The sequence below is a fragment of the Flavobacterium sedimenticola genome, from assembly GCF_030053345.1.
In the GTDB taxonomy this organism is placed as follows: Bacteria; Bacteroidota; Bacteroidia; order Flavobacteriales; family Flavobacteriaceae; genus Flavobacterium; species Flavobacterium sedimenticola.
Window position 1 is genome coordinate 744,533 of sequence record NZ_JASGBP010000001.1, and the last position, 12,850, is coordinate 757,382.

At 42.6% G+C, this 12,850-nt stretch carries 7 protein-coding genes and 1 tRNA gene; 6 read left to right on the forward strand and 2 right to left on the reverse strand.

Annotated elements, in window-relative coordinates:
* The first annotated feature begins 78 nt into the window (after positions 1–78).
* From dnaE to QHT84_RS03445, 6 genes are all read left to right on the forward strand, one after another.
* On the forward strand, positions 79–4,578 hold the full coding sequence (gene dnaE, locus QHT84_RS03420) for a DNA polymerase III subunit alpha (protein WP_283238134.1): 4,500 nt from the start codon (positions 79–81) through the stop codon (positions 4,576–4,578).
* Positions 4,579–4,695: 117 nt separating this feature from the next.
* Entirely contained in the window at positions 4,696–5,013 is a 318-nt protein-coding gene (gene trxA, locus QHT84_RS03425) for a thioredoxin (protein WP_283238135.1), read from the forward strand.
* Positions 5,014–5,235: 222 nt separating this feature from the next.
* The gene (locus tag QHT84_RS03430; protein WP_283238136.1) at positions 5,236–6,168 is read left to right on the forward strand and encodes a DUF58 domain-containing protein; all 933 of its coding nucleotides are present in this window, start codon (positions 5,236–5,238) and stop codon (positions 6,166–6,168) included.
* 85 nt (positions 6,169–6,253) lie between these two features.
* Positions 6,254–6,327 (forward strand) — tRNA-Asp (locus tag QHT84_RS03435).
* A gap of 350 nt (positions 6,328–6,677) precedes the next feature.
* Positions 6,678–9,983 (forward strand): T9SS type A sorting domain-containing protein, encoded by a 3,306-nt coding sequence (locus QHT84_RS03440; RefSeq protein ID WP_283238137.1) that lies wholly within the window; start codon positions 6,678–6,680, stop codon positions 9,981–9,983.
* Positions 9,984–10,100: 117 nt separating this feature from the next.
* Positions 10,101–10,577 (forward strand): hypothetical protein, encoded by a 477-nt coding sequence (locus QHT84_RS03445; RefSeq protein WP_283238138.1) that lies wholly within the window; start codon positions 10,101–10,103, stop codon positions 10,575–10,577.
* Between the two features lie 127 nt (positions 10,578–10,704).
* Here the strand turns inward: QHT84_RS03445 and QHT84_RS03450 are convergent, their stop codons facing one another.
* Together QHT84_RS03450 and QHT84_RS03455 are read right to left on the reverse strand one after the other, a co-directional pair.
* Positions 10,705–11,838, reverse strand: a complete 1,134-nt coding sequence (locus tag QHT84_RS03450) for a glycosyltransferase family 2 protein (protein ID WP_283238139.1) — start codon at positions 11,836–11,838, stop codon at positions 10,705–10,707.
* On the reverse strand, positions 11,829–12,746 hold the full coding sequence (locus QHT84_RS03455) for a hypothetical protein (RefSeq protein ID WP_283238140.1): 918 nt from the start codon (positions 12,744–12,746) through the stop codon (positions 11,829–11,831). Before QHT84_RS03455 ends, QHT84_RS03450 begins: the two co-directional genes overlap by 10 nt.
* Positions 12,747–12,850: the final 104 nt, after the last annotated feature.

The window sequence follows — 12,850 nt, forward strand, 5'->3', positions numbered from 1 at the left end:
AAAGGATTCAAATCCTCATATTAAACACGTTTAGTGTTTTGAAAATGGGGAGTTTAACTGTTGGATTATCCTCAAGCTATGTATTTAATTTTTGATACCGAAACTACCGGTTTGCCTCGTAATTGGGCGGCACCGATTACCGATACTGATAATTGGCCGCGTTGTGTTCAAATTGCTTGGCAGTTGCACGATGCGATGGGAAATCTCATAGAGCATCAAGATTACTTGGTACAACCTGAAGGGTTCAATATTCCGTATGATGCCGAGCGTATTCATGGAATTTCGACAGAATTGGCGCAAGCCCAAGGTATTCCTTTGTCGGAAGTACTCAAAAAATTCAATGCGGCGCTTTCCAAAGCCAAGTTCATCGTTGGGCAAAATGTAGGTTTTGATGTTAACATTATGGGATGTGAATTTTACCGTTTGGGTGTAGATTCACCCATGGCATCCATGCCCGTACTGGATACCTGTACCGAAGTGACGGCCGAGCTTTTAAAACTACCCGGCGGACGCGGCGGAAAATTTAAATTGCCAACGCTAACCGAATTGCATCAATACCTTTTCGGAGAGCCGTTTGCCGAAGCCCACAACGCTACTGCCGACGTGGAAGCCACTACCCGTTGTTTTTTGGAGTTGGTGCGAAGAGCGGTTTTTACCAAAGAGGAATTGGATGTTCCGGCCGATTATTTTCAAAATTTCAATCAAAACAATCCGAAAGAAATTGCACTGATTGGACTGAAGCATATCAATTTAAAACAAGCTTCAGACGAAATCAGAAAGCAGTTTCAGCCCAAAGTTGAGGAGTCCGGGTCTACGTCTCAAACCGGTATTCATCACGATTTATCGGAGGTCGATTTTGTGCATCTGCACAACCATACCCAGTTTTCGGTATTGCAATCGACCATCAGTGTAAAAGATTTGGTGACCGCTGCGGTGCAACACCAAATGCCGGCGGTAGCCATGACGGACCATGCCAACTTAATGGGTGCATTTCATTTTGTGAGAGATATTTTGGCACATAACAAATCGGTTCAAGCCAAGAACAAACAGGCGGAAGAAGCCGGCGAAGTGCCTTCTGAAAAAATAATCAAACCTATCGTAGGGTGTGAGTTTTATGTGTGTGACAACCTGCACGACAAATCCCGAAAAGACAACGGCTACCAAGTGGTCTTTTTGGCTAAAAATAAAAATGGTTACCACAACTTGGCCAAGCTTTCCTCCATTGCCTACACCGAAGGCTTCTATTATGTGCCGCGGATTGATAAAAAAACCATCCAACAGTACAAAGAAGATATTATTATTCTTTCCGGAAATCTCAATGGAGAAATTCCGAGTAAAGTGTTAAACATAGGCGAAAACCAAGCTGAAGAAGCACTTATTTGGTGGAAAGCACAATTCGGTGACGATTTTTACATCGAGTTAATGCGACACAATCAGGAAGATGAGAATCGCGTGAACGCCTCACTGATTTCGTTGGCCAAAAAACACGGGGTGAAAACGGTAGCCACCAACAATGTGTTCTACATCAATAAAGAAGATGCCAATGCGCACGACATTTTATTGTGTGTTCGTGATGGCGAGAAACAATCCACGCCTATTGGTCGCGGTCGCGGTTATCGCTACGGTTTTAACAATCAGGAATACTATTTCAAATCGAGTGACGAAATGAAAAAGCTCTTCCACGATTTGCCGGAAGCCATCCTTACTACCGAGGAAATCGTCCATAAAATTGAAATATACGATTTGTCGCGCGAGGTACTCTTGCCTAAATTCGACATCCCGGAGGAATTTGTAGTACCTGAAGATGCGCTCGATGGTGGCAAAAGAGGTGAAAACAAATACTTGGCCTTTCTGACTTATGAAGGTGCCAAAAAGCGCTATGGCGAAATCACGCCCGAAATTCAGGAACGTCTGGATTTCGAATTGAAAACCATTGAAAATACCGGTTATCCCGGCTACTTTTTGATTGTTCAGGATTTTATCGCTGCGGCGCGTAAGATGGACGTCTCCGTTGGGCCGGGCCGTGGTTCGGCAGCCGGTTCGGTGGTGGCCTATTGCCTCGGCATTACCAATATCGATCCTTTGATGTATGATTTGCTTTTTGAGCGTTTCCTCAATCCCGATCGTGTGTCGATGCCCGATATTGATATTGATTTTGATGACGAAGGTCGCGGTCGTGTAATGGACTATGTGATTAATAAATACGGGGCCAAACAAGTAGCGCAAATTATTACGTATGGTACCATGGCCGCCAAATCATCGGTGCGCGACACCGCTCGCGTGTTGGATTTGCCATTGTTTGAAGCCGATAAAATCGCTAAGCTCATTCCGACCAATTTGAATTTGGCCAAAATCTTTACGCTCGATAACGACAAACTCAAAGCTGCGTTACGCGCCGAAGAGTTTGATAAGGTGAAAGAGTTAATCGAGTTGGCCAACGGGAACGACTTAGGCAGTGAAACCATCCAACAAGCCAAGGTACTCGAAGGCAACCTTCGCAACACCGGAATTCACGCCTGCGGCGTCATCATTACACCGGATGACATTACTAATTTCGTTCCGGTGGCTACGGCCAAAGATTCGGATTTGTACGTTACGCAGTTTGACAACTCCGTAGTGGAAAGTGCCGGTTTGCTCAAAATGGACTTCTTGGGTTTGAAAACCCTAACCTTAATAAAAGATACCGTTAAGCTCGTAAAATACCGCACCGGGATAGAACTCGATCCCGATGCGTTTCCGATAGACGACGTTAAAACGTACGAGTTGTTCCAGCGCGGAGAAACGGTTGGGATTTTCCAATACGAGTCGCCCGGCATGCAAAAATACCTCAAAGATTTAAAGCCAACAGTTTTCGGCGATTTGATTGCCATGAATGCGCTCTATCGTCCGGGCCCACTCGAGTATATTCCGTCGTTCGTGCGACGCAAAAACGGCGAGGAAGAAATTGTATACGATTTAGAAGCCTGTGAAGAGTATCTGAAAGATACCTACGGAATTACCGTGTACCAAGAGCAGGTAATGTTGCTTTCGCAAAAATTGGCCAACTTCTCCAAAGGTGATGCCGACGTCCTCCGTAAGGCGATGGGTAAAAAGCAAAAAGATGTCTTGGATAAAATGAAATCCAAATTCATCGACCAGGCTGTGGCCAACGGACACGATGCGGAAAAACTCGAAAAAATCTGGAAGGATTGGGAAGCTTTTGCCCAATATGCTTTTAACAAATCGCACTCTACCTGTTACGCTTGGATTGCCTACCAAACCGCCTATCTTAAAGCGCATTATCCGGCCGAATACATGGCAGCCGTACTCTCCAATAATATGAATGATATCAAACAAGTATCATTCTTTATGGAAGAATGTAAGCGCATGGGCTTACAAGTGCTCGGTCCCGATGTGAATGAGAGTTACTATAAATTCACCGTAAACGAAAACTATGCGATTCGTTTCGGAATGGGCGCCATCAAAGGCGTTGGCGGTGGAGCCGTTCAAACCATTGTGGAGAATCGCAAGGACGGCAACTACAAATCGATTTTCGATTTGGCCAAAAAAATCGACCTCAGAGCCGCCAACAAAAAAGCCTTCGAAAATTTAGCCTTAGCCGGCGGATTCGATTGTTTTTCCGATACGCATCGCGCGCAATATTTTCACGACGAGGGCGACGGCATTACCTTTTTGGAAAAAGCCATGCGTTACGGTGCCAAGTTTCAGGAGAATGAAAATTCATCCCAGGTAAGCTTGTTCGGCGAGTCGAGTGAAGTGCAAATTCCGGAACCTAAAGTGCCGCCGTGTGAAGAATGGAGCACTATGGAAAAATTAGCCAAAGAAAAAGAGGTAGTCGGCATCTACATTTCGGGACATCCGCTAGACGATTACCGTTTTGAAATGAAATATTTCTGTAACAGTAAGCTGGAGAATCTCAAAAACCTCGGAAGTTATGTGGGTAAAACGCTCACGTTTGCTGGTATTGTAACCAATGTGCAATACAAAACCGCCAAAAACGGTAAAGATTGGGCCATGTTTACGTTAGAAGGGTACGACGAAAGTCACGAATTCAGAATCTTTGACGAAGAGTACCTGAAATTCCGTCATTTTCTGGTGAATAACCAGTTTGTGTATTTCAAAGTCACCGTAAAAGACGGTTGGGTGAACCGCGAGACCGGTAAAAAATCGGAGCCGCGATTGCAGTTTGCCGATGTGAAACAATTGCAGGATGTGTTGCCGCAATTCGCCAAAAAACTGAGTATCCACATGGATATTCACGAGTTGCAAACCGAATTCATTCATCAACTCAATCAATTGTTCACGGCCAATAAGGGCGATCATACCGTGACATTCGAAGTCATGGAGTTTGAGAAAGTGCTCAAACCGGTCGAGCCACTGCCCAAAGCGGGAGTCGACGAAGAATTGATGGCAGATTCCGATAATCCGGAGGAAGTTGAACTGGATTTACCGGTGGTGGAAGAGCAAGTGCAGGTAGCCACGCGCATTTCGTTGCCGAGCCGCAAATTAAAAATTCGAATATCTAACGAACTATTGTCGGAATTAGAAAAAATGAACATTAAATTCAGTCTGAACTAAAAAATCAATTCTGATAATGACGAAATAGCCAAAACTGATTTTTTTCGGGTACAAATCCGAAATAAATTGCCTAATTTTGGCGAAATAATTTCATACAATAATTTAAAAAATAAAAATATGGCTTTAGCAATAACAGATGCTACTTTCGAAGAAGTGGTATTGAAATCAGATAAACCGGTAGTAGTAGATTTTTGGGCAGCTTGGTGCGGACCATGTCGTATGGTAGGTCCGGTAATCGACGAAATTTCATCGGAGTACGATGGCAAAGCAGTAGTCGGTAAAGTAGACGTAGATGCTAATCAAGAGTTTGCCGCTAAATACGGTGTTCGTAATATTCCAACCGTGTTGGTGTTCCAAAACGGAGAAGTGGTAGGTCGCCAAGTAGGCGTTGCGCCTAAAAAAACCTACACCGACGCTATCGACGCTTTGTTGTAAAATACCATGAAAAAGAAACGAAGGTCTAACGCAAGTTAGACCTTTTTTTATTTTCAGGAGCACGGCATTTGTAATGTTTAGGAAAACGCGTCCCGCTTTCCGCACTACGCGGTAGTTTGCTCCAATCGGGGCTGGTCTACTCGTTGGGGATTTTTAAACAACAGGTGTTAAAATTTTCAAATTTTCAAATTTTCAAATCTTTCAATTGGCTATATTTGACGGATGAAGATTGAAGCACAAAAAGAACTCGTTTCCGGATTTAAGCATTTGGAATTGCTGGCCAACCAAGTCGTGGAAGGCTTTATCTCGGGCATGCACAAATCGCCTTTCCACGGATTTTCCGCCGAGTTTGCCGAACATAAAGTATACAACACCGGTGAGAGTACCAAGCACATCGATTGGAAACTGTATGCCAAAACCGACCGTTTGTATACCAAGCGATTCGAGGAAGAAACCAACTTGCGGTGTCATCTTATTATCGACAATTCGTCTTCCATGCATTATCCGAAGTTGCAATCCCATGAGCCGTTTTACCACAATAAAATCGGTTTTTCGGTCTTGGCTTCCGCAGTATTGATGAACTTGCTCAAAAAGCAGCGCGATGCGGTCGGACTCAGCGTATATTCGGACACGTATGAATATTATGCGCCCGAAAAAGGCAGCGACCGTCACCATCGGATGATTCTCAATAAACTGGAAGACTTACTCGAAAATCCCAAAGTAGCCAAGTCGACCGATACCATTACGTTTCTGCATCAAATTGCCGAAAAAATGCACCGTCGCTCCATGATTATTTTATTTACGGATATGTTTAATCCCGGAATGCAAAACAAGGAAGCCTTGTTTAATGCGCTGCAACATTTAAAACATAACAAGCACAAAGTAGTGGTTTTTCACGTCATTGATAAGCAAACCGAAATTAATTTTGATTTCGACAATGCACCGCGTAAATTTATCGATCTGGAAACCGGTGAACAAATCAATATTTTTGCCGATTCGGTTAAAGAAGCCTATGAAGCAAAAGTGAACGACTATTTTAAATCGCTTGCTATGACTTGCGCTCAAAATAAAATTAAGTATGTTCCGGTAGCGGTAGAAGAATCCTTTGAAAAAATTTTAACCACGTACTTAGTTGAAAAACAAATGTTTGGTTAGCCTCGAAAAAAACTGTTGATTTTTTTAGAAAAAAAAGTTGCAGGAATCAAAAACGGTTGTATATTTGCAACCGCAATTAAGCGATGGTTTGGTAGTTCAGTTGGTTAGAATACATGCCTGTCACGCATGGGGTCGCGGGTTCGAGTCCCGTCCAGACCGCTAAAATTGGGAAAGGATTTCAGAAATGAAATCCTTTTTTGCCCAAAAAAGGATTTTGAAAAAATACTTTTTCAGGCTCCCAAAAAAGCAAAAGAAATGCATCCGAAAGGTTGAAAATCGGAATCGGGTCATTCAAAATTAGTTGTGTTGTTTCGATACGAATTTGTAACTCGTATCAAGGTTTAGTAGTTAGACCAATGAAAAGCTTTCCCTTTTTAGGGATGGCTTTTTTGCTTTTATACCTTTCGATTTTTTTCTCCGTAATTAATTGAAAATTTGTACCTTGCATTGCTTTATTGCTTCAGACAAGTAATAAATGCTGTTAATCAATCAAACCAAACCAATAAAACATGAAAAAACTACTACTCGTATGGGCGTTGTTTTTGGCTACGTCACTAATGATGGCTCAAAATTTCAATCAGCCGACACAGTTTAACAACGTGTGTGATGATAACAACGACGGAATAGCGTCCTTTTGGCTGGATGAAATCTCTGCGGAAATTATGGGCAATAACAACCCGCAACAGTTTCTCATCACGCATCATGAAACGCAGTTGGACGCACAAACCGGAGCCAATCCTTTGACAAGCCCCTATTTTAATATTAGTCCCAATACCCAAACTATTTTTGTCAGAATAGTGACCATTGCCACCCAGGAAGTACAATATTTAACCTATCAGTTACAAGTCAATGAAGCTCCTGATGCCCCAACGTATACGGTGACGAATTGTGCCGATGTGACTACCAGTTTTCCTTGTTGGAACATCGCTGTGGTTACTCCGGGACCCACACAAATAGTATCTTATTTTGCGACCGAGTTTGATGCAATGGCTCATGTCAATGAGATTCTAAATCCAACGTGCTATATCAGCCAGTTCGCCTCACCCAATCAGCCACCGGTTTTTTACCGCATAGAAGATCCGCTTACCGGTTGTTTTGCCATAGGAGTGATTGAGTTAGCAACCATTCAATGCGAGAATCCTAATTGTCCGGCACCAACGCAAATTACCGTGAGCAATCTGACCCAAACGTCAGCGGTAATTGGCTGGACCTCACAAGGAACCGAAACGTCGTGGAATATAGCCATTTCCTCGAACGGAGGACCTACTATTAGTTTATTTGCCAATGTAAATCCTTATGTGTTAACCGGTTTGTCTTGTGACACGAATTATATTTTCAGTGTTACTGCCAATTGTGACGCCTCGGGTACCAGTGCTGCTTCCGATTGGAGTGAGTTTATGACAATGCCTTGTTCGCCGCAACCCGGACAGCCTATCAATCTAACCCAATGCGGGGATACTGCTTTTGCTTGTTTTGATTTGACCCAAAATGATGCCTATATCATGGGGAATTTAAACCCGGCAGAATACACCATAACCTACCATCAAACGCAAGCCGATGCCGAAAATGGGGTAGCGGCCATCACTAATGAATCAAATTTTTGTGCCCAACACGGACAAGTGATTTATGCTCGTTTGCAAAACAATGCCACCGGGGAGTTCCAAATTTTTGGTTTTGCTTTAGTGGTTGAGACATTTACCAATAATGTAACACCATTAAACAATATGCAACAATGTGACGAGAATAACGATGGTATGGTAACCTTCGATTTAACCACGGTGCAGGCGCAACTCAATACCTCCAATTCGATACAATATTACCCGAGCTTGTCCAATGCGCAAAACCAAGTAGTACCGTTTACCAATCCTGCTGCGTTGAATTTAAGTGTACAAAACCCTATTGTTACTGTTTTTGTTCGCGAGACTGTGCCTAACGATTGCGATAATATCTACAGTTTCCAATTGCAGATTTTTGCCAATTGTAATGTGGCTTACACTTGTTCACAAGCCAATTCCTTGTGCAGTTCTCTGGGTGTTCCATTTGCCAACACCGTCAACTTGGGTAATTCCGGTACTTCAGGTTGTTTGAGTACCACGCCTAATTCGACATGGTTTTATTTGCCGGTCAGCAATGCCGGAACCATCAACTTACAAATTAGCCAAGTGTCTAATCAAAGTGGAAACCAGATAGATGTTGATTACATCGTCTATGGTCCGTTTACCGATCCGGTTACGCCTTGTGCCAATCAAAGCCAATTGCTTAGCAACATAGTTTCTTGTAGCTACTCGACATCCGCTATAGAATTTCCTGTAATTCCGAATGCGTTACCGGGACAGTTTTATTTGATGATGGTGACCAACTTCAGCAATCAACCGGGACTCATTACCATTATCCAAACCAATCAAGGAGGAGGTTCGGGCTCCGGAGCCATCGATTGTACCGGATTGCGTTTGAACGCTTTCTTAGATACCAATAACAACGGCACGCAAGATAGTGGGGAACAAAATTTCCCATTAGGACAATTCACCTATGAGATCAACAGTAATGGCAATGTTCACAATTTAGTTTCACCAACCGGAGTATACAATATTTACGACACCAATGCTTCTAATTCATATCAACTGTCTTACACCATCGATCCGAATTATGCGTCTTCCTATGCAGTCTCTACGGCGTCTTACAGCAATGTTCATGTGGTTGTCGGTGCCGGTATGCAAACCTATAATTTCCCGGTAACCGTTACTCAAAATTACAACGATTTGGCGGTGGCGATTGTGCCGATTAATGCACCAAGACCGGGATTTACCTATCAAAATAAAGTGGTATACACCAATCTAGGCAACCAAACCATAGCCTCGGGGACCGTGAGTTTCACCAAAGATCCGGTAGTCACCATTACAAACAATACACAATCGGGAACTACGCCAACAGCAAACGGATTTACGTATAATTTCGCCAACTTACTGCCTTTTGAAACCCGAGAAATGACGGTGACGATGCAGGTGCCTATCATACCAACTGTAAGTATCGGTCAATTATTAACCCATTCGGCTACTATTGTTCCGCTCGTTGGTGATGTGGTTCCGGCTAATAATGCTGCTTCAAACAGCCAAATTATCATTGGAGCCTACGATCCTAACGATAAAATGGAAGCCCATGGGGAAAGAATTCTTCATTCTTCGTTTACATCGAACGACTTTTTAACCTATACCATCCGTTTTGAAAATACCGGAACGGCCAACGCTATCGATGTGCGCGTAAATGATGTGCTAAGTGCCGATCTCGATGAAAGCACCATTCGCATGATGAGCGCCAGTCATCCTTATGTGATGGACAGGGTAGGCAACAATGTCAATTGGATTTTCGAGAACATTCAATTACCGCCTTCAGTTGCCAATACCAACATCGGAAAAGGATACATCACCTTCCAAATCAAACCGAGAGCCGGCTATGCGGTGGGCGATATCATTCCGAATACGGCTTCGATTTATTTCGATTTCAACCCACCGATTATTACCAATACGTTTAACACCGAGTTTGTGCAACAATTGGGTGTTGATGAATTTGAAAGTGCCGACTTTGTGTTCTATCCGAACCCGGTTTCCGATATCGTTACCATTACCGTGAAAAACAACAGCGCGATTTCGTCAGTGACGGTGTATGATGTGTTGGGTAAAATGATACTATCACAAAAACCAACGGCTGCTTTACCAACGCAAACCATCGATTTCTCCGCGGTTTCCAAAGGAATATATTTGTTGGAAGTAACCACCGAATCGGGGCTCAAAGCCGTTAAAAAACTCATCGTCGAATAAACTAAAATACACCTATCAGATAAGCCTTCTCTCGAGAAGGCTTTCTTTTTTGGGGAAATCGGCGCACCGTGAATTTAATTTCTTATTTTTGAAATTGTTAATCCATTGAAGTCATTCATGAAAAAAGCGGTTGCTTTACTTTTATTGTCCCTTTGTTTTTCTTGCCAATACCTCGAGAAGAAAGTGCCTTCCGAACAAGAACTGCTCGACAAACAAATGAAAGAAATCAATTGGAATGAAGTCGATGAATACCCATCGGTAGACGATTGTGAGAAACTCACCGATGAAAACCTCCGCAAACAGTGTTTTTTCGATTTTATCACCACCACCATTCAGCAAAAACTAGCCGTCGATACCTTATCGACACTATTTCCCAAATTGGATACCATTGAAGTCAGAGTCACCGTTTTGCCTAACGCCACGTTGGAGTTCCAACCCGAATTTCCTAAAGATTCCGGGGCCTACGATACCATCAAAATCGACAGCATATTGCGCGCCCGTTTGGTCGACTTCCCGAAAATAAATCCGGCACTCAAACGCGGTATTCCGGTCAAAACCCAATTCGTGTTACCGGTCATCATCAAGCAAGAATAATCATTTTTAGGAGTTGTTTCCGGCTTTCGTCTTTGTCTTTTTCAGGCAAGGTCTGCGCTAAAGTTTCGCCCTTTCCTAAAAAGGATATCGGATTACGCGAACGAAGCGACTGCCGAAGGAATCGGGGCTATTTTTGAAATTGCCTTCCCTTCCATGTAAAAGTGCCGAAGAGCGAGTAAATGCCAATGAAACTCGCATACAAAGGATATACTATACTGCTTGCCAAAGGCAACAGCCATCGGCCTTTCAGCAAATAGGTGTTGGCTTTAAAAAGCAATCCGTAATCAATGACATACTTAGCCGAAAATACACCCAATAGGATACGTCCCTCTAGTTTTCCCACTATCCATAAGCCGCAGCCCAGCACCAAACTCAGATTCATCAACAAGACCACCACGGCTAAAGTTTTGGCGTAAGTGCTTTGGTAACCGGTAGTCTTGGCGGCCCAACGAACCCGCTGCATGAAGAACGCAAACAAATCGTTTTCGGGTTTGGTTTTTACGATCGTGTTGCGGTTTTTGAGATAATGCACTTTTTCCGGGTTTTGGGCTACTGCTTTCTGCAACAAAAAGACATCATCGCCGGAGGCTATCTTTTGGTTGCCGTTAAACCCGTCGAGCGCTATAAAAAGCTTTTTGGTGTAGGCAAAATTAGCCCCATTGCACATAAACGGTTTTCCCATACCAAAACTGCCTATAGTGGTGCCTTGCAAACTCAACAAATCCAATTGTTGAAATTGGTGAAACCAATTGTTTTTAGCTTTGTAGGCTACGGCGCCGACTATCATTTCAGGCTGATGGCTTTGGATGTAATTATCTATAGTGAGTAACCAATTCTTAGGAACCGTGCAATCGGCATCCGTGGTGATAATCCAATCGTGTTTGACAATCGGAATGGCTCGGGCGATGGCATCTTTTTTAGGGGAATCGGACAGTCTTAGATTTTCCAACAACGTGGTGTCGATAGCGTCATTTTCCATACGCCACCGAATACAAATGCGTTCCGAGTCATCGGTCGAAAAATCATCTACCATAATAATTTCTATGAGCTCGGGCGGATAATTCAAACGCGAAAAAGAAGCTAATAAGTTCGGTAAGCTTTTCGCTTCGTTGCGAAAAGGAACAATAATAGAAAAAGCGGTTTTGGGTGCCGCTCCGTTTCTTTTGTAGGATTTAATTTTGTCAAAACCCAAAATCAGTTGCAGGAGTATGACGATATAAATGAATACGATTGAGGTTAGTAGTATAGTAATCAATTCCATTTCGGTTTAAATTTTAAGACAAAATAACTGCCGATTACTACCGGTAACACGATGTTTAAAAACCACATCAGCATCGATATGAATACCACAATCCATTCGTTTACGCCTAATTTTCCGAAAAAAAACAGCGCTACACTTCCTTTAACGGCAAAGTCCAGAAATTGAAAACTCGGCAATGAAGAAGCCAGAAAATAAACAACTGCTATGGTAGCCATCAGCATTAGATAAGGTAAATCTACATCAAAAGCCAGAAATAAAAAATAATATTGGTGTGAAAAAACCAAATAGCGACCCAAAGCCAGCAGTATGTTTTTTCGATGAATCGGTTTAGGGATTTCGTTGATTTTATCTTTCAATTTCCCCAAGGAATAGCCTTTTATTTTGATTGTATGGGTAAGATATGAAAGCAATCCGGCAAAAGTTAGGATTCCGATAATAGCTAAAACCCATAGGTGGTAACCCAAAATCCATAGTCCGATAGTTCCGAAGAGAATGGTCCATACCATCTGAATTCCGTTGCATATCAAATTCAGAAAGATGATTTTTTTAGTTTTCTTTTTATCAAAAAACAAGGCTTTCCCTGCATATTCGCCCAAACCGTTCGGGGTAAATAGGCCGGCCGTCAGCGCGCCTAAAACTTGCTGGGTTGATTCCCCCATTGTAATAGGTTTGATACACTGAACTAAGTTTTGCCACTTTACAATTTCCAAATACCGATTGGCAACGCTGAACGACAACAGAAAAAGCACTCCTAAAACCGATTGTTTTTGAACCACCAATTGAAAAAACTTTTCCCAATCGAGTTGGGTATTGCTGCTGAGTTCGGTGTAAATAAAGTAAAAACAAAGTAACACTATCGTCAGTTTAGCTGCGAAAAGAAAGGTTTGGTTTTGGAGACTTTTTTTCATGAAGCAAAGTAACGTATATCTGTAATGGTTTCCTAAATTATCTGATACTGATAAACTTAAAGAGGTAAAGATTGTTTTTTTGAAAAAAAAATATACTTTTACGA

Bases quoted from the DNA above. Each gene is read 5' to 3' on its own strand.
- trxA (WP_283238135.1), top strand. From the start codon at position 4,696: ATGGCTTTAGCAATAACAGATGCTACTTTCGAAGAAGTGGTATTGAAA.
- QHT84_RS03430 (WP_283238136.1), top strand. From the start codon at position 5,236: ATGAAGATTGAAGCACAAAAAGAACTCGTTTCCGGATTTAAGCATTTG.
- QHT84_RS03445 (WP_283238138.1), top strand. From the start codon at position 10,101: ATGAAAAAAGCGGTTGCTTTACTTTTATTGTCCCTTTGTTTTTCTTGC.
- QHT84_RS03440 (WP_283238137.1), top strand. From the start codon at position 6,678: ATGAAAAAACTACTACTCGTATGGGCGTTGTTTTTGGCTACGTCACTA.
- QHT84_RS03455 (WP_283238140.1), bottom strand. From the start codon at position 12,746: ATGAAAAAAAGTCTCCAAAACCAAACCTTTCTTTTCGCAGCTAAACTG.
- QHT84_RS03450 (WP_283238139.1), bottom strand. From the start codon at position 11,838: ATGGAATTGATTACTATACTACTAACCTCAATCGTATTCATTTATATC.
- dnaE (WP_283238134.1), top strand. From the start codon at position 79: ATGTATTTAATTTTTGATACCGAAACTACCGGTTTGCCTCGTAATTGG.